A 17,490-nucleotide genomic window follows, 5' to 3' on the forward strand; every position below is an offset into this window, starting at 1 on the left:
TCAGCCCGCCCCCTTGCGCATACCTCATAACGTCGGCATACCGCAGGGATCATGAGGCGTCAGCCCCTACGACACCACGCTTTGAAGGTCAGTAATTGCCGGGGCCCCGGCCACGTCGATGACGCGCCGATACACCGCCCCCGTCCAGGAACTCCACCACCGTCCCGGAGCCGGCCGCCTGACCTCCACACAGCGCCCGAACGGCCTACACGCTCTCGCACCGAGCATTCACGGCCGCCCAGGCCGCCGCCGCGGAGTGTGTCCACTACCGAGGCCGCCCTCGTCGGCGCCGGGCGGGTCCCATCACCGTCGATCACGATCACGGGTGGGATGGCGGTGGGCAAGCAGCAGACGAAGAACCGATCGGGCATCGGCACGGCGTTCAGGGTCGCGGGCCAGGACCGCGACGGCGGTGGCCAACAGCCGGCCGGTGGCGGACAGAGCGAGGGCTGCGCCTGTGCAGGTGAGTGCTGTCATCACCAAGGAGAGCCTCCCGGGACGGGCGGTACGGTGCCGCGTGGATGTGTGGCTGCGCCGACCAGTCAGCCACGGCCGACGTTCAGCGCGGGGGACGGCGAATGACAGCGAACGACAGCGAACCCGCCGGCCGGGAGAGCGACCCGGTGATGGCCTTCGCGCTGTGGTTACAGCAGTTGCACCGCGAGGCCGGCAAACCCAGCTACACCCAGCTCGTGCGGCGCAGCCGGCGCCGCTATCCGCGCGCGACGGTGCGTGAGGGCACCATCTCGGAGATGATCAACGGCAAACGGCTGCCGCGCTGGGAGACGGTCGAGCCGGTCGCCTGGGCACTGGGAGGGGACGCAGCGGTCGAAGCCTGCCGACAGCGCTGGATCGAAGCCGACGCCGCCCGCACCCCCACCCCTCCGGCTGCTCCTGACCGTGCGAACCCAGCCCCGGCGGTCGTTGACCCACCTGCCGAGCCCGCCATGGCCCCGGCTGCGGCTCCGACAGCGCCCGACACGACCGGGCCCAGCGGCGCACCGGATGCGCAGGACAGCCCTCGCCGCCGGCGGTGGGTGGCGGTCGGCGTCACGGCGGCGGCCTCGGCCGCCGCGGCAGCCCTGGTGTACATCACCGCCTCGCCCGGCAGCGGACCCGGCACCCACCTGGGCACCCCAACCTCGTCCGCCGCTCGGTCCCCCTCGGCTACGGCCACACACGCCGCCGGGCCCTCCTCGCCCCGGTCCTCCTCCCCCGCGCCACCGCCGACACCGGGGACCACGCTGCTGACGGTTCACTCCTCCCATCCGACCAGCACCCGTGACGGCCTGGTCACCATCAGCGTGCTGTCGGTGAACGGCAGTGACATCCCCGGCGCCGTCTACTCCGTCATCACCCCGTGGACCTCATGCCGGGTACAGGGAGGCGACGTAGGCCAGTCCGTGGTCATCAAAAGCCCCTCCGCCGGCTGGATCCGCCTGGTCATCACCGACTTCCCCGCCTCCGACCACACCGACGCCACCCGCCCGGACTTCGACATTCCCATCAACTTCCAGATCACCCGCGGTCAGGGCACCGCACCCCACGCCACACAGACATGCCGGTAAACCCGCGGCGCTCAGCTGCAGCCAGGCGAACCTTGGGGCAGTGGGCATAGCGGCGTCCGACCTTTCAGTTGGGGTGGCTAGGCGCTGTGTGGTCGGCGGCTCGGCGTCTTCTTGGCGGCCGTCTTCTTCGCCGTGGTCTTCTTCCCGGCCGTCTTCTGCTTCGGCTTCGCCAGCTCGTGCACCTCGGCCGGGCCTGTGTCTTCGCTGCGGGAGGCCTTCACCTTCGACACCGACTCCTGCAACGCGGCCATCGAATCGAGCACCGCGGCCGGCCGTTCCGGCTCCGGGACCGTCGCAGCTGGGGAGTCGTTGGCCGACTGACCGCAGTCAGTCGCCGATGAACCACAGGTACAGGTGCAGCCCGCGCTCGACGACCTGGCACAGCTCGCGGGCCTGCCCAACCCAGTCACCGCCCAAGTCGGCAGGAAGTCGGTCGAGTTCCGACAGCAGCAGCGGCACCTGCCGATGGTTGAAGACCGCATCCCCATACGGCGTCAGGGCCCAGAGCATCGGGAACTCCGCCGGCTCCAGATCCGCGAAGCCGGCCGTCCACTCCACACCGGCTTTGGCGCGAGCCACGACGTTCCCGCTGTCACCACGCCCCGCCATATTGATCATCCGCCGAGCTTAGGCCTCCCCAGCGACCGCTGGCGGTGGTACGCGAGGGGCGCGGCCGGGGGGAACATGCGGGAGTCGTTTCGCGGTGACTAGACCGGGGTCGTGGTCAGGGGCTTCGGCTCCTGTGCGGTGGGCCTGCGGGAGTGTGCGCAGTACAGGTAGTAGATGATGGCTGCGAAGAGCAGGCCGACGATCCAGGAGATGTCGGCGCCTCCCATGTGCTTGGCGAGGGGGCCTTCGTAGACCGTGCTGTTGATGAAGGGGATCTCCACGGCGATCGAGAGCACGAAGATCACAACGGCTCCCCAATTGCAGCGGCCGTACGGTCCGTTCTTGAGGAAGAACGACTCGATGTCATAGTGGCCGCGTCGCACCGCGTAGTAGTCGGTGAGGTTGATGGCCGTCCACGGGATCAGCAGGTACAGCAGGATGAGGGTGATGTTCTCGATCAGGCCCAGGATGTTGGAGCCGGCCAGGACCGCGAGCACAGTGGTGATGGCGACGAACACGACAGCGAACCATGTGCGGGCCCGGGAGGCGGCGGCGATCCGGCCGGTCGGGGAGACGGCGCTGAGCGCGGTGAGGAAGGCACCGTAGGGGCTCTGTGCCGAGCCGGGGACGCCGCCGATGATGAGTGCGGCGACCAGCAGCGGTGAGATGGCGGGGAATTGGTGGGCGAGGAAGCCGATGGAGTCCTTGCCGAGTGCGTTCGCGCCGATGACGGCGGCGAAGGCGCCGATCACCATGACCCAGGAGCCGCCGACGGCGGCGCCGAGGTAGGTCCACCAGAAGGTGGTCTTGGCGGGGGTGGACTCGGGCAGGTAGCGCGAGTAGTCCGAGACGTAGGGCGCCCAGGTGATCTGCCAGGACGCGAAGATGGAGGTCGCCAGCAAGACGGTGCCGGCGTTGACCGAGGTGCCGTGGTAGTGCGCGGGCAGGTGGGTGCCCAGCTCGATGAACAGGGCCAGGAAGACCACTGCGGAGACGACGGACAGGTACTTGCTCACCGCGTGGATCAGCTTGTAGCCGGCCACCGCGACCACGAGTGTGGCCAGGTTGGACAGGACCACCGCGGCGGGGTACGGCAGATGCAGCCAACTCGCCACCGCGTGGCCGTTGATGACGGCGCCCTCTACATTGAAGCCGAAGTACATGACCACCACGATGGCCACCGGCAGGATCGCACCGTAGAAGCCGAACTGGGCGCGGCTTTGAATCATCTGCGGGATGCCCAGCCGCGGCCCCTGGACGGAGTGGTAGGCCATGAATAGGCCGCCGACAAGGTTTCCGACCAGGATCGAGATGATCGCCCACGGCAGGTCGAGGCCGACGGTGATGGCCAGGGCGCCATTGACCAGTCCGGTGATCTGGACGTTGCTGGCGAACCAGAGGGTGAACAGGTGCCATGGCTTTCCGTGCCGCTCTGTCGCGGGTACGTGGTCGATCGACCGTTGCTCGATGGCGGCTGTGCTCTTGGGGCGTTCGGATTGTTGTGCCATGAGCTGTCTCCGATGTCGTCGGTGGGGTGGCTCGCCCAGGGCAGTGGACGGGTCACCGGGCGGAGGTTTTACCGAAGTACGCGGTCGCCGGGGTTGGGGGTGGCGGTCTCCTCGTCGAGCCGGCCAATGGCCAGCCCGGCGTACAGGGCGGCGCCGTCGGCGATGACTGCTTCGTCGAAGACGGCGTGCGGGGAGTGGTTGGCGGGCGCGGTTTCGTGGTCTTGGCCGGCGGGGGCGGCGCCGAGTTGGACGATGGTGCCGGGCACCTGCTGCAGGACGCGGGAGAAGTCCTCCGAGGCGGTCAGCGGCTGTGCCATCTTCTGGTAGCGCTGCTGTCCGAAGAGTGCTTGTGCGATGCCGGCCGCGAACTGCGATTCGGCGGGCTCGGCGACAGTGGCCGGGTATTCGACGGTGTAGCGGGCGTCGGCCCTCACCCCGTACGCGGCGGCGAGGTCCTCGCACAGCCGCGCCAGGCCGTGCGCGAGATGCCGGTCGACCTCGGGGTCGAAGCTGCGGACGGTCGCTTCGAAGCTGGCAGTCTGTGGGATGACGGTCGCGGCGGTGCCCGCGTTCAGGGTGCCGACGCTGACGACGGCCGGCTGCAACGGGTCCACGGTGCGGGCGAGGTAACCGGGCAATTCCCCAACCATGGCGCACAGCGCGGGGATCGGGTTCCTGGCGTGGTGGGGGGCCGAGCCGTGGCCACCGGTCCCGTGCACGGTGACACTCAGTCGGGCCGAGGCGGCCATCAGCGGCCCCGGCCGTGTCGCGAAACGGCCGGTTGGCCAGTGCCGCGAGCTCACGTGCAGGGCATAGGCAGCAACAGGCCGGCTGCCGCCCGCCTCCAGCACTCCCTCCTCGATCATGAGGCGGGCGCCGTCGTGCCCCTCCTCGCCCGGCTGGAACATCAAGACGACCTGTCCGGCGAGCTGATCGGTCCGCCGCGCCAGCAGGTGGGCGGCGCCTACGAGCATCGCGGTGTGCAGATCGTGCCCGCAGGCGTGCATCCGCCCCTCGAATCGCGAAGCGAAGGGCAGACCGGTCTCCTCTGTCACCGGCAACGCGTCCATGTCGGCCCGAAGCAGCACCGTCGGCCCGGGCCGGCCGCCCTCCACAACCGCCGTCACCGAGGACAGGGACCGACCCTCAATGATCTTCAAGGGCAGACCCTGGAGAGCGGCGAACACCTTGGCCTGGGTGCGCGGCAGCCGTAGTCCCACCTCGGGCTCACGGTGCAGGGACCGCCGCAGCTCGATCAGCTCGTCGGCCAGCGCCCGGGCATCGTCGACCAGGACCATTGCCTACCCTCCAGCTTCATCGCTCGGCTCGAATCGGTAGGGACGATGATGTGGGGACGGCCACCACAGCATCGCCGATAGCCTGAATCAGGCAATACAAGCTGCTGAACCAAAGGAATCGAGCATGATCGGCGAAGAGGACCTGGCGCTCGTGCACGCCCTGCAGGTGCAGCCGAGGGCCACCTGGGCCGAACTGGCGACGGTACTGAAGTGCACGGCCGCCACCGCTGCCCGCCGCTGGGAACGGCTCAGCGACAGCGGCCTCGCGTGGGTGACCGCCGTCCCCGGGCCCCGGGCTACCGCCTTCATCGCGTTCGTCGGCCTGCGCTGCGCCGCAGGGCGGCGCGAGGAGGTTGCCGCAGCCCTCGCCCAGGATCCGGCCGCCGTCACCGTGGAAATCACCGCAGGCAGCCACGACCTGCTCGTCGAAGTGATCACCCCCGACCTGGCCGCGTTCAGCCGCTATCTCCTCGACCGCATCGAGCGGCATCCCGCAGTCACCGGAACGACGGTGACCATCGCCACCACCGTCATCACCGAGGCCAGCCGATGGCGGCTGGACGCTCTGGACCCCGCCCAGTCCTCCGCTCTCCAACGCGACCCCGGCCGCTCCCGCCCCGGCCACCCGCCGCCACGCCACCTGTCCGACCTGGACCGCAAGCTGCTCACCGAACTCAGCCAGGACGGCCGAGTGCCCTGGCACCAGCTCGCGCACCGCACCGGCACCAGCGCCGCCACCGCCCGACGCCGCAGCGAACGCCTGCTGGCCACCGGCGAGGCCGCCCTGCGGTGTGACCTCGCCGCCCCATTGTTCGAACGGCAGGTCACGGCCTCACTGTGGGCCCAAGCGCCCGCGCCGCGGCTGGACCGCCCACTCCCTGGTCCGCATTCCCAGCGTCCGGTTCATCGCCACCATCGCCGGCACCCACAACCTGCTCGTCACCGTCTGGCTGCGCTCCGTCGACGACGTCCACCACCTGGAGATCGACCTGGCCGCCCGATACCCCGACCTGACTGTCCAGGACCGCACGATCGCCCTGCACACGGCCAAACGCATGGGCCGCGTCTTCGACACCCGCGGCCACAGCACCACCACCGTCCCAGTGGGCCCCTGGGCAATCCCCCGGTAAGCCACTCCACGAGGCGAAGATCCGCACGCCCCGCCCCGACGGCCTGAAAGGCCGGGGCGTGAAGCAGTCAGCAACAGCGTCCGGGGCGGTGGAGGCGCGAGGAGTGGCGTCTGCTCGTCCCTGCGGAGCCGGCCCCCGGTCCGGTGCTGACGCAGGGGCAGCGGCGCGACCGGCGCGGTTCACACGGGGTGGAAGCGGAGCACCGCGGCCACGCCGTCCACGCGCAACGTCCCGCCGAGGCCGGCCAGCACCGCGTCCAGTCGCCCGAGACGCTCACCGTCCAGCTCCGCGGAGCCGTCCAGGACCAACGCCAGAGCACCGACGGGCATCTCGGCTGCCTCACGGCCCACGCTGACCTCGGCGCGCACGCGGTCGCGGCGGGTCATCACGTTGAAATCCACCAGCGGGCCGCCCAGCAGCCGGCACTGCGTCACTGCGTCGCCAGGGAAGGCGAAGGGGCGGAAACGCTGGCCCACCAGATGCTCCGTGCCGTCGACTGTCAGCGCCATGCCCGGGCCCTCGACCACCATGATCACCCGGTCCACGCCCGGGAAGCAGGAAAACGGACCACCCTGGGCAACATCGGCCATGCTCAGCCGCCAGTCGAAGTCCGCGACACCCGCGCCGGACGGGGAGACGGCCACCTCCCGGGTGAGGCCGCCCCCGTTCTTCCACGGGGTGACGGTCCGCTCGGCCGCGCGCAAGATCTGGTTGCTCGACATGCCGCCGATCATCACACGACTCACCCGGCGCGCAGGCCACCCGCTTTCGCCCGCCATACTCGCCGAATCCAGCGCCCTCACCGCACGGTGACGCTCACCAAGACCATCATCAATGACGTGCAGTGCACCATCACGCCACACTCGCGAACGCCCGAGAGAACGATGTAGAACAACGCCGCCAGCCGGGATCGCTGCGCGCACGGTCACGGACGGCCGGCTCCGAGCCGACGTCAACCATGCCTGCATCGGCCGGCACCGCCAGGAATGGCCGGGGTATCACCCGGGCCATCGCGGAGCGTGTCGGCCCTGCAGGCCACCCGTTCGGGGCTCGCCGCCGGGCGCGGGTCGGCAGGGCCGGGTTTGTCTGGTGGTAACCGGCCGGCGCGCACCAGCCCGGTCTGGCCCTATGCGAGGAGAAACCGTGCCCCAGAGCATCACGCAGTACAAGGACGCGCACACCGTCATCTACGGCAGCACCAGCCTGGACCGTCTCGTCACCGAGGAGCAGGCCGGCCATGCGGCCGCCTGGGAGGCGACCCGCAAGCTGAAGGAGTCCGGAAAGCCGATCGACAACGAGACGCTGCCCCGCACCCTGGAGACGCTGGCGCGCCAGCAGGCCGACCGGCTCCTGGTCGACTTCGGCCTGGACCACCTGGACGAAGAGGAGGTCAGACGCCACGCGGCGGCTGCAGCGGCGCGTATCGCCCCCGACTTCGTCAGCGCCTGACCTCAGCGGCCTGTACGGCCGTCGGGCGCCGGCGGCCACACGCCCCCGGCCCACCGCCACTTTCGCCCCCTTCGGCTCTGTCTCGGCTGAAGGGGGCATCGTCGGCCAGGGGCCTGGCCGTCTCGCGTCTCGTGCAGGGCCGAGGAGCGAGCGTCAGCCGTGCCTGATCAGCCACGCAGTGTTGACGCCTACGTGTCCTTGGTCCGCCGGTTGGCGTTGAGCAGACGACACGCCACGTGCACCGCGTGTCCGCGGCCTTGATCTGCCTCTTCTCCATCCCCGGCGCAGGTCCGGCCGCACCCTTTCACCGCGAACCGGCCGGTGAACGCGGCCCCGGGAGGACACGGCCTTGAATCCCGGGGCCGCAGACCGGCCGTGGGCGCGCTGTTGCACTGCCTGTCATCCGAGGCTGAGGGAGAACAACCGTCGCAAGGGCAGTAAGGGCAACCCCTGCAGGTCGGCGAACACGCGTGCCGTCCCGCCTGCCATGGTCAAGGCGCGCCGGTGCCGTCGGTGCCGTGCGGCACCGGGCGAGTCGTGCAACGCGCAGCTGAGGGACGGTGGCGCCGCTTTCCACCTCGAACGCGTGCAGGACGCGCGCAGCGGACTGCAGGCGAAGCTCGACACATAGCGCATGCGCTACTCAGCCCCAGGTCTTGCCGTAGACCAGGTCCGGGCCGAAATGCCGGGTGGCGATGGACGCGAGGGGCGGAAGCGGGCCGTCCTCACTGGCGTGTTTGAAGGTGTGTACCAGGCATGTGCGCACAGGGTGCACCGGTCCATGGGGCTTCCAGCCGTCGTTCGTGGACAGGGGCCGGTTCTGCGGGTGGGCCAGGGCAAAGGCGACGAGCATCGTGCGCTTGTCCTCGAACCGGAAGTAGTCGACGATCCCCCGGTTGGTGAAGTCGAGGTGGGAGAAGACGACCGCGACGTCCTCCTTCCCGTACGGCGCCTGCTCCAGGGCCGGCAGCACCTCGAGAATCGCCTCGCCACGAGCCAGCAGGCGGGCGCGCTCATGCGAGTCGCCCCACGGCGGCGGATCGTCGTCCCGAAGGCCTTCGGGGTACTCCTCGGAACGCAGGACGGTGCCGATCTCAGGGGCGTCCCAGCGGGCCTGCCCACTGACGCTCCCCCAGTTCAAACTCGCATTCACACACAGCTCACCCGCCAGCAGCGCCCACGGCGTACAGGCCACCCGCTCGCGCGCCAGGTCGACCACGAGCTGCCCGAACTCCTTTCGTGGCAGCAGAGCCGGCTCGGCAGGCGCAATGAAGGCATCAGTCCATATCCCCATGCAACGTGGTGTACAGGCAAGGCAGCGAGGAAAGCCAACAAATTCAGCGTGGCCGGACGCCGGCCGCGACGCGATGATGCTGCTCCTCCTCCAGGGGTCCAGCTCATGGCGTCTTCGCTGCCGGGGCTGCTGCCGGATTAGGACGCGGGACGCCTCGCCCCCGGCAGCCGCAATTGTGACTGAGCGTTTCACCTGGCGAGTGAGCGCTTGAGTTGGCGGGGGATGCCGCCTTGGTGTCCGGGCTCGCACCTACCCCCGAGGGGGTGCAGGGTGGAGAGGTGGCAGCCCAGCAGCGCTTTGCCAATCTGCGGCAGTCATGGCAATCCAGTCATGCGCTGCTGGTGATCCCTGTTGTGCTCATCCTGGTGATCACTGTGGTGGACATCCGCTCTCCCGCAGATGTCCATTTGGGACCGGCGCTGGTTATCGCGCCCGCGATCGCTGCCTCGTTCGCCGGTCCCCTGCTGACCGGCTTCATTGGAGTTCTGGCCTTGGCGGCCCAGGCGATCATTGGCGTGTTTCACGGCGGGCTGGCCACAACGAACCACATGGTGCAGTTGGTCACCATCGCGGTGCTCTCGGTGTTGGTCGTGTTCTTGAGTGCGGTGCGTGAGTGGCGCAGTCGGCAATTGGCTCAGGTGCGGTCGGTGTCCGAGGCCGCGCAGCATGTCCTGCTGTGGCCGCTGCCGGACCGGATCGGGCCGCTGCAGGTCGCCTGCCTGTATCTGGCGGCCGAGGAGGAGGCCCAGATCGGCGGCGATCTGTACGCGGCCACCCGCACCGAGCACGGGACCCGCGTAATGATCGGTGACGTGCGGGGCAAGGGCCTGCCCGCCATCGGCGAGGCCGCCCTGCTACTCGGTGCCTTCCGCGAGGCCGCTCACCAGCACACCACGCTGCCGGCGCTGGCCGCTGGGCTGGAACAGAGCGTCACCCGCTATCTGGCCGACTTCGAACCGAAGGACGAGGCCGGGGAACGCTTCGCCACCACCTTGCTACTGGAGGTCCCCGACGAGGACCCCGTCACCCGGCTGACCAGCTGCGGCCACCCTCCGCCACTGCTGCTCAGGCCGGGCGAAGCACTCACCGTTCTCGTGCACCCCGCGCCTCCGCTGGGGGTCGGCAGCACTGGACCCGAGGACTACACCATCGATGTGTTCTCCTTCGAGCCCGGGGACACCCTCCTGCTGTATACCGACGGTGTCATCGAAGCCCGCGACCCTGCCGGCGGGTTCTACCCGTTCACGGAACGGACAGCCCAGTGGACCGACGCCAGCCCGGAGACGCTTCTGCATCACATCCGGCGCGATCTTCTCGCCCACGCTGGCGGACGCCTCGACGACGACGCCGCCCTGATCGCGATCCGCCGCACGACTGCTCCGCATACGAGCCGTCGCCACGGGAAGATCCCCCATGGCGGCGGGTTCCGCCACCGCTCCGCGACCAGCCACTGAGCAGGCACGCCAACTGAAATGCTCAGCCTCGCCATCTCAAGCGCTCACTCACCAGGTGAAGCGTTCAGTGAGCGTTTTCAGAGTGGGCACCGGTCGGGTGACGGGGAGGCCTCCGGCAACGCACGAGGCTCCTGTGCCGTTGAGAGAGGTGTTCGACGTCTCAACTCATCAGCGCAGGAGCCTCGTTGGTGCCCTATCCTGCCGCACTCGACCTCCCGCACGCCCTGGTCGAGTGGGTAACCATGCTCATCGTCACCCGTGAGGGTGACCGCCGGTGCAAGCTCCCGCCTCACCAGCGTGCTCTCGTCGGCCTGGTCTACCTTCGCCGGCACGACACGCTCGCGCAGATCGCCGCCGGCTTCGGCATATCCGTCGGCACTGCCCATGCCTATGTCACCGCCGTCGTCGGCCATCTGTCCCGCCGGGCGCCCGGGCTGCTGCGGGTACTGCGGGAGACGGATCCCGATCACGTCCTGCTCGACGGAACGCTCGCCGAGTGCGACCGGGTCGGTGACAGCCGGGCCGACTTCTCCCAGAAGCACCGCCGCCACGGCGTGAACGTGCAGGTCGTTGCCGACCCTGCGGGCAAGCTGCTGTGGATCTCGCCCGCACTGCCCGGCCGCACCCACGACCTGACCGCGGCCCGCACCCACCGCATCATCCGGATCTGCGAACGCCAGGGCGTACCCGTCCTCGCCGACCGCGCCTACATCGGGGCCGGCTCCGGGGTGACCACGCCGATCAGGCGGCTCCCGCACCAGGACCTCACCGCGACCCAGCGGACGATCAACCGGGCCCTGTCAGCAGCACGAGCACCGGTCGAACGAAGCGTCGCGACACTGAAGTCCTGGCGCGTCTTCCGCAGAGCCCGCTGCGGCCCCAACCGCATGACGGTCATCGCCGCTGCCGTCCTCACCCTGGAGCGTCAACGCTGAAAACGCTCAGTCACAGCAATGCCGGGGCATTTGTACCGGAGCCCGCTCTACAGCTCGATCTCGATCTGCTCCACATCGGTGAACTCCACGCCCAAGCCGTGCGCGCGGGTGTTGTTGGCGCGGAAGTACATCTGCGCGAGACCTTCGGCAGGCCCAGGGCCAGGACGTCGGCGAGGAGTTGGAGCAGTTCGGGTTCGTCGTTGGCGACGCGGCGCGACAGCAGCCGACGGCCGCTCTCATCGATCGCAACGCAGTGGTGATGGGCCTTTCCTGCGTCGATGCCGGCCCAGATTGCGGCCATGTGGTGCCTCCGTGCGGTGTGCTGCTGGTGGCTCCCGACGGACGACCTCGCTGTCGATTCCCTACTGAGCGATCATTCGCAATTCCTAATTGGCAGCCGAGTCGTCGTGGGACGCCGGGCGGCCAATCGATGCCAGCCACGAGTGGCAGAAGGTTGAAAGCCACACCCGACGTCCCTGGGTGGGTGAACCATACGAAGGGCTCACCGCGTCCCGCAGGACAACGTAGGGAAGTTTGAGTGGCAAGCGCTCGTCTCATCGGAGTTTGACCCCTCCGGGGCGCGGGCCGTTGTCGGAGGTGAGAGCTAGGGTGCGCTGCCGTGGACGCTGCTGATCTTGACTACCGGGTCCGGACGTTGTCCGGCTGCATTCCGCCGCTGCTGGTCTCGCGGCTTCTTGAGCTCGGCCATGCGGCGGAGGTGGAGTTCCAGGCCGGGCGCGGGGAGTGGTTCTGCGCACGGGAGTGGGCACGCCTGCTCGGCGGGCAGGGCCGACAGGCAGAGGCGCTGAAGGTCCTCGCTCCTTATGTCGCGACGGGCTGGTGGCCGGCCACCCGGGCCGAAGCGGAGCTGCTGGAGGGCTGGGGGCGGGTGGAGGAGGCGATCGAGCGCGCCCGGCCGTACGCGTGGGCGGGAGACCGGCTGGCAGTTGAGTTCTTCGCACGTCTGCTTGCCCGCCACGACCGTGGCGGCGAGGCGTTCACCCTGCTGAGAGCCGGGATCGACGACTGGTTCCTCGCCGACTGTCTGGTCGACATCGCGGAGGGCGCGGGCCTGAACGAGGAGGCGGCGGCGTTGCTGGAGGGCCGGATCGAGGCGGTCCCCGTTTGTGGCGATCCCGACTGCGACAACCGGCGGACCGAGCCGTTCAACGCCGTCGGACTGCTGGCCGCGATCCGGGAGCGCCAAGGCCGCGTGGACGACGCGATCGCCCTGCTGTACACCCGCAGCACCACCTCCGTCAACGGCCGTGACCAGTTGGCCGACCTGTTGGCGAGGCACGACCGGCTCGGGGAACTGCGCGCGTACGCGGCGACCGAGTACCACGGGCACGCCGCGCGGCGCCTTGCCGAGGTACTGGAGGAGCGCGGTGACCTGGACGGCGCGATCGACGTGTACCGGCAGCCGGCCGACTCTCCGGCCCGCCGGTGTCACAGCGCCATACTCCTGTCCGAGCTCCTGGCCCGGCACGGGCGGGGCGACGAGGCGATCGAGGTGATGCGCACGCTCGCGGAATCACCCGGCAGCGGGGAGGACTGGATAGTCGGCACATTGTGCACCTTGTACGCCGACCACGGCCGCGCCCACGACGGCTTGGCCTACCTCGACGCTCTGAAGGCGCGCCACGACGGTGAGGAGGAGTGGGACTTCTTCAGTATGAGGCTTCCGCTCATGGCCGATTGCGGCCTGCTCGACGAAGCAATCGAGCAGGCGCGGGCGCACTCCGAGGGCGACACCTGGTACGCGGCCTCGAGCATTTCCGACCTGCTGGCAGAGGCTGGCCGCACGGAGGAATCCGCCGCCGTCCTCGAACAGCACCTGCCCTTCAACAGTTCCCTCCTCGCCCGGCGCCTCATCGACCTCGGCCGCATCAAGGACGCCGTGCGAGTTCTTCAAGAGCCGAGGCCTGAACCGGCTGAGCCAGTCTGGACTGGCACCTTCTCCACCGAACCCCCGTTCTAATAGCTCAGCAGTAAGCCCGAGCACGGAAGCGCAAGGGCCCTCTGTGTGAGGTGGAAGCCTGCCCCCGTTCCGGGACTGTGATCCCTCGGGTCAGACCGGCTCCTCCTCACCACGCCACCGGGCGGAGGCCCAAGGTGGATCCGGGGACGCGATCCCTTCAGCAAGACCGCGCCCCGCCCGGTGGCTCCGCACCAAGCCAGGTTTTCATGTCCTCAGCCCGCCGGCAGGGGCCGACCTCTCAGCAGTTCGCGAGCCCCGAGCTCTCCAACAGACCGAGGTCCCTGCCGGTCGCTGGAGACACGAACGGCTCATGAGATGGCGTGCCCCGAGCACTTCTATTAGAGCGCCGCGTGCTCCGCACGGAGCCGACCAGCACTGACGCAACGCGCAAACGGGAGAACGAGGTTGAGCAAGATCTTCTGCGGTATCGACTGGGCCGAGAACCATGTGCGCCACGAGGCGCTTGAAGTCGAGCGGAGGTGAGAGACCTTCGACTCCTGGCCGTCGCAGCGGCCGGGTGAAGCTGAGGGCAGCCTGATCCGGGAGACGCCGGGGAGGGTGGGAGCAGCCCTGACAACGCCGGAACGTGCCAGTACTGCCAGATGGTGCGGGTCCGGTCAGCGAGACGGGAAGGTGTACGAGAGGAACCGGTGTCTGACGCCCCTTAACGGCCCACCAGCTCAAATCTGGCGGATATGGGCTGGTCGCGGTGCATACCTGCTCCTCGTGCGAGAGCGGGTAACTCCTGGTCGCCATGTGATCAACGGCCAGGAGGCCACGGTGAATGTCTGCGGCGTAGTCGTGGCGATGCCGCAGGGGTAGAGCTGGGCGCCTCACCCGTCGATCGACTCTCAAGTGAACGTGGGAACCGTCCGGTGTCGTCCTCGCCCCGCGCAGCCAGTGCGGCGGAAGGACAGGCACGTCGTCAGCTGTCGGCGCCGGGCGGGGCGGAGGCTCCGTAGTAGTCCGAGGCCGGGAAAGCCGGCCGCATGGCGAAGGGGGCCAGCAAGTCAGTAGTGGAAGTACTGGAAGACCAGGAGACCGCTGGCGAATACGAGTGATCTGCCGCTCGGCTCGTTCCGGGTCGAGCGACGGGTACTGGAGATCCAGACCAAGCTGCACCGTTGGGCGAACGACGATCCTCATCGTCGGTTCGACGATCTGTACAACCTCGTCTGCGACCCCGCGTTCCTGGCCATGGCCTGGGAGCGGGTCGCGGGGAACAAGGGTGCGCGCTCGGCCGGAGTGGACGGCATGACCGTCACCTACGTCCGAGAACGGATCGGCGAGTCTCAGTTCCTCGCTGAGCTGCGGGAGCAGTTGAAGTCCCGCAGCTTCCGTCCGGTGCCGGTCAGGGAACGGGTGATCCCCAAGCCGGGGTCGCGCAAGCGGCGGCGCCTTGGGATTCCGACCGTGGCCGACCGGGTGGTCCAGGCGTCCTTGAAGCTGGTGCTGGAGCCGATCTTCGAGGCGGACTTTGTGCCGTGCTCGTACGGCTTCAGGCCCAACCGGCGTGCGCATGACGCGATGGCCGAGACGCGCTTTCTGGCATCCAAGACCTACGAGTGGGTGCTGGAGGGCGACATCAAGGCGTGCTTCGACGAGATCTCGCATTCGGCTCTGATGGACCGAGTGCGGGTTCGGATCGGGGACAAGCGCGTGCTCGCGCTGGTGAAGGCGTTCTTGAAGGCGGGCATCCTCACCGAGGTTGGCACCTCCAAGGAGACCGTCACCGGCACTCCGCAGGGCGGGATTCTCTCGCCGCTGCTGGCCAACGTGGCCCTCTCGGTCCTGGACGAGCACTTCACCAAGATCGAGGGCGGACCACAGACCAGCCCGAAGCGACGGTTCACCCGGCGCCAGAAGGGGTTGGCCAACTACCGGTTGATCCGGTACGCGGACGACTTCGTCGTTCTGGTCTCGGGCACCCGAGCTCATGCGGAAGCACTGCTTCCCGAAGTGGCGGAGGTCCTCTCCACCGTCGGCCTGCGGCTGTCGGAGGAGAAGACACTGATCACGCACATCGACGAGGGCCTCGACTTCCTCGAATGGCGCATCCAGCGCCACCGGAAGCGGGGAACCGACCGGCAGTACGTCTACAACTACCCGGCCAAGAAGGCACTTCGGTCCATCAAGGCCAAGACGAAGGCGCTCTGCCGGATGAACGTCAGCCTGCCGCTGGCAGTCCTGCTGCACAAGCTCAACCAAGTGCTGCGGGGCTGGACCGCCTACTTCCGCCCCGGGGTGTCGGCCCGGGCCTTCCAATACCTGCGCATGATCGTCTGGCGTCAGGTCTTCGGATGGCTCCGCCGCAAACACCTCGGCACCGGGTGGAAGGAACTCCGCCGCCGCTACTGCGACGGCGGATGGTGGCCGCACGACGGCGACGTCGTCCTGTTCAATCCGGGCTCGGTAGTCACCACGCGATACCGGCCCAGAGGGACGACCATTCCGTCGCCCTGGCCCAGCACGACCTGAGGAAAGCAACTGCTCAACGGGGCTTGTGGAGAGCCGGATGCGGGGCCAACTCGCACGTCCGGTTCGGGAGGGCGGCGTGGAGAAACGGGCTGGGGGGAACTCCAGTACCGCGCTCCGCGCCGACCCCACCACGACATCGCGCTGGTCGACCAGGACGGCGCCCAACTGGCCAAGCTGAGGATCAGCGACGACAGCGCCGGCTTCAACGCCCTGCTGGAGCTGCTGGCCCGCCATGGCGACAGTCCCAAGGAACTCATACCAGTGGCGATCGAGACCCCACGCGGTCTCCTAGTGGCCGGTCTGCGGGCCACCGGGCGCAACGTCTACGCGATCAACCCACTGGCTGCCGCGCGCTACCGCGACCGCAGCAGCATCTCCCGGGCCAAGTCGGACGCCGCCGACGCCCGCGTCCTGGCCAACATCCTCCGCACCGACATGGCCGCCCACCGGCCTCTTCCCACCGACAGCGAACTCGTCCAGGCTGTCGCTGTGCTGGCCCGAGCCCACCAGGACGCGATCTGGGACAGACACTCGTGTGCCGCATGGCCGCCGCGTACGGAGATGACGACGTGCTCGTGCAGCATGGGGTCACCGGCACGCGATTCGTAGTGCAGATAGACCGTGCCCACCAGGCCCGGCACAGCCTGCTGCTGCGCCACGCCGCCCGGCCCGGTACGCACCGCGAGCGCATGCTGCTCCAGCCACGCCACGGTCTCGGAGCGGGCCTGGGCCATGACCTCGAGGACGACCCGCCGCACCCCGGGCCCGCCGAGGGCGAACAGCAGCGACAACTCCTCGCAGGAGAACGTGAGGTCGTAGCCGGTGATCGCGCGTCGCTGGGGGCCGGTCCGCGCGGCCAGGAACCGGCCGAGCTCGGCGCCGTCTGCCGGCGGCCGGTGGTACTCAGCCTGGAAGGCGTGCGCCGCCGTCCGCTGCCGCACCTGGCGCATCTCGGCCTTCGTCAGCGGCCGGCACAGCTGCTCACCGACCTGGTCGAGGACCTGCTGGACCTCGCGGTCGAGCGAGGACAGTTCCGTCAGCCGGGGCACGGCCGGCCCGAGCTTGGCGGCCTTCATGGCCCGCTTCAGCGAGGCGCCCCGCTCAAGCTCCCTGGCCACGAGCACCTTGGCGTCAGGGTGCATACCGAGTCCGAACAGCGCCTTCATCTGCTCATCGCTGACCACACCGGACAGCCCCAGCACGCGGGCGGCCTGCCCGTGCCACACCCCGGGCGGCACTCCCGGCACAGCCGAGGACACCGTCGGCTCGATGCCCCGGGCACCGTCACCGAGGGCGATGTCGCGCCGGTAATAGCGCTCCCGCCCTGCCGTGAACCCAGTCGCCGTCATCCCCACAACAACAGAAGATCACCCCGCAGCACGGGGATGAGGGCGCTGACCCGGGCACAGCCCGAACCTCCCAGGGCCTCGGAAACAATCTTCAACCTCGTCCCGCCACAAGGGAATTCGGCCCTCCGGGCCGGGAGAGCGTCAAAAGTGCCAGAGGTGTACGGCAACCGGCCTGCCGGCGGCCTCACGTGCCCGACACCCACCGGCCGGACGAACACCCAGAGCACTCACACCCTGCGGCCGCGACGACCAACGACCCGGCACTCCACCACCCCAGAGCCGCCCCTGTCTGGCGGCCTCTCCCCGCTACCGGCCATGCCGGTGCCGTCCCGTGAGCGGGACCGGGAGTGTCAACTTAACGGCTGATCTTGGTTGTTGAGGTGGTCAGCGGTTGCTTGGGTTCAGTCGGCCGTCGAAGGCGATCTGGAAGGCGTTCA

General features: G+C 69.0%; 13 protein-coding genes and 4 pseudogenes. 9 read left to right on the forward strand and 8 right to left on the reverse strand.

All coding sequences use genetic code 11. The annotated features are described in order from the left end of the window. The first annotated feature begins 578 nt into the window (after positions 1-578). Positions 579-1,568 carry a hypothetical protein gene (locus tag AB0950_RS39520; RefSeq protein WP_366780704.1) on the forward strand — a complete coding sequence of 330 codons (990 nt, stop codon included), beginning with the start codon at positions 579-581 and terminating at the stop codon, positions 1,566-1,568. A 77-nt stretch (positions 1,569-1,645) separates the two neighbouring features. Here AB0950_RS39520 and AB0950_RS39525 read toward each other — a convergent pair whose 3' ends face one another. The 4 genes from AB0950_RS39525 to AB0950_RS39540 form a co-directional block, all read right to left on the reverse strand. Continuing rightward, a complete protein-coding gene (locus AB0950_RS39525; protein WP_366780706.1) occupies positions 1,646-1,819 on the reverse strand; it encodes a hypothetical protein in 174 nt (57 codons plus the stop codon). A 76-nt stretch (positions 1,820-1,895) separates the two neighbouring features. Beyond that, entirely contained in the window at positions 1,896-2,186 is a 291-nt protein-coding gene (locus tag AB0950_RS39530) for a hypothetical protein (protein WP_366780708.1), read from the reverse strand. 89 nt (positions 2,187-2,275) lie between these two features. Beyond that, complete coding sequence (locus tag AB0950_RS39535) at positions 2,276-3,685, reverse strand: cytosine permease (protein ID WP_366780709.1); 1,410 nt, start codon at positions 3,683-3,685, stop codon at positions 2,276-2,278. Between the two features lie 68 nt (positions 3,686-3,753). Then, positions 3,754-4,983 (reverse strand): M20 family metallopeptidase, encoded by a 1,230-nt coding sequence (locus AB0950_RS39540; RefSeq protein WP_366780710.1) that lies wholly within the window; start codon positions 4,981-4,983, stop codon positions 3,754-3,756. Between the two features lie 124 nt (positions 4,984-5,107). Between AB0950_RS39540 and AB0950_RS39545 the strand changes: the two are divergent. After that, positions 5,108-5,698, forward strand: a pseudogene (locus tag AB0950_RS39545) (Lrp/AsnC family transcriptional regulator); the annotation flags it as partial. Between the two features lie 76 nt (positions 5,699-5,774). Beyond that, positions 5,775-6,113: a hypothetical protein gene (locus AB0950_RS39550; protein WP_366780718.1), complete on the forward strand. Its 339-nt coding sequence runs from the start codon at positions 5,775-5,777 to the stop codon at positions 6,111-6,113. Between the two features lie 179 nt (positions 6,114-6,292). Here AB0950_RS39550 and AB0950_RS39555 read toward each other — a convergent pair whose 3' ends face one another. Then, complete coding sequence (locus AB0950_RS39555) at positions 6,293-6,835, reverse strand: HutD family protein (protein WP_366780711.1); 543 nt, start codon at positions 6,833-6,835, stop codon at positions 6,293-6,295. Between the two features lie 421 nt (positions 6,836-7,256). Between AB0950_RS39555 and AB0950_RS39560 the strand changes: the two genes are divergently transcribed. Continuing rightward, a complete protein-coding gene (locus AB0950_RS39560; RefSeq protein ID WP_366780712.1) occupies positions 7,257-7,562 on the forward strand; it encodes a DUF3759 domain-containing protein in 306 nt (101 codons plus the stop codon). A gap of 643 nt (positions 7,563-8,205) precedes the next feature. Here the strand turns inward: AB0950_RS39560 and AB0950_RS39565 are convergent. Further along, positions 8,206-8,856, reverse strand: coding sequence for a hypothetical protein (locus AB0950_RS39565; protein WP_366780713.1), 651 nt, complete (start codon positions 8,854-8,856; stop codon positions 8,206-8,208). 278 nt (positions 8,857-9,134) lie between these two features. Between AB0950_RS39565 and AB0950_RS39570 the strand changes: the two genes are divergently transcribed. Both AB0950_RS39570 and AB0950_RS39575 read left to right on the forward strand, forming a co-directional pair. Next, the gene (locus AB0950_RS39570) at positions 9,135-10,310 is read left to right on the forward strand and encodes a PP2C family protein-serine/threonine phosphatase (RefSeq protein WP_366780714.1); all 1,176 of its coding nucleotides are present in this window, start codon (positions 9,135-9,137) and stop codon (positions 10,308-10,310) included. A gap of 185 nt (positions 10,311-10,495) precedes the next feature. Further along, positions 10,496-11,245: a transposase family protein gene (locus tag AB0950_RS39575; protein ID WP_366780715.1), complete on the forward strand. Its 750-nt coding sequence runs from the start codon at positions 10,496-10,498 to the stop codon at positions 11,243-11,245. 163 nt (positions 11,246-11,408) lie between these two features. Here AB0950_RS39575 and AB0950_RS39580 read toward each other — a convergent pair. Then, a pseudogene (locus AB0950_RS39580) lies at positions 11,409-11,546 on the reverse strand (transposase); the annotation flags it as partial. A gap of 318 nt (positions 11,547-11,864) precedes the next feature. On the opposite strand from AB0950_RS39580, the gene AB0950_RS39585 reads away from it, so the two are divergent. From AB0950_RS39585 to AB0950_RS39595, 3 genes and pseudogenes are all read left to right on the forward strand, one after another. Beyond that, on the forward strand, positions 11,865-13,226 hold the full coding sequence (locus tag AB0950_RS39585; protein WP_366780716.1) for a hypothetical protein: 1,362 nt from the start codon (positions 11,865-11,867) through the stop codon (positions 13,224-13,226). 1,161 nt (positions 13,227-14,387) lie between these two features. Beyond that, on the forward strand, positions 14,388-15,704 hold the full coding sequence (ltrA, locus tag AB0950_RS39590) for a group II intron reverse transcriptase/maturase (RefSeq protein ID WP_366780717.1): 1,317 nt from the start codon (positions 14,388-14,390) through the stop codon (positions 15,702-15,704). 135 nt (positions 15,705-15,839) lie between these two features. Further along, positions 15,840-16,232, forward strand: a pseudogene (locus AB0950_RS39595) (transposase); the annotation flags it as partial. 38 nt (positions 16,233-16,270) lie between these two features. Here the strand turns inward: AB0950_RS39595 and AB0950_RS39600 are convergent. After that, positions 16,271-17,053: pseudogene (locus AB0950_RS39600) on the reverse strand (relaxase domain-containing protein); the annotation flags it as partial. Between the last annotated feature and the right edge of the window lie 437 nt (positions 17,054-17,490).

Origin of the sequence: Streptomyces sp. NPDC007189 (genome assembly GCF_040703635.1) — a bacterium.
Lineage (GTDB): Bacteria > Actinomycetota > Actinomycetes > Streptomycetales > Streptomycetaceae > Streptomyces.

Coding starts and splice junctions, on each gene's coding strand:
- AB0950_RS39520 (WP_366780704.1), top strand. CDS start 579: ATGACAGCGAACGACAGCGAACCCGCCGGCCGGGAGAGCGACCCGGTG.
- AB0950_RS39525 (WP_366780706.1), bottom strand. CDS start 1,819: ATGGCCGCGTTGCAGGAGTCGGTGTCGAAGGTGAAGGCCTCCCGCAGC.
- AB0950_RS39530 (WP_366780708.1), bottom strand. CDS start 2,186: ATGATCAATATGGCGGGGCGTGGTGACAGCGGGAACGTCGTGGCTCGC.
- AB0950_RS39535 (WP_366780709.1), bottom strand. CDS start 3,685: ATGGCACAACAATCCGAACGCCCCAAGAGCACAGCCGCCATCGAGCAA.
- AB0950_RS39540 (WP_366780710.1), bottom strand. CDS start 4,983: ATGGTCCTGGTCGACGATGCCCGGGCGCTGGCCGACGAGCTGATCGAG.
- AB0950_RS39555 (WP_366780711.1), bottom strand. CDS start 6,835: ATGTCGAGCAACCAGATCTTGCGCGCGGCCGAGCGGACCGTCACCCCG.
- AB0950_RS39565 (WP_366780713.1), bottom strand. CDS start 8,856: ATGGGGATATGGACTGATGCCTTCATTGCGCCTGCCGAGCCGGCTCTG.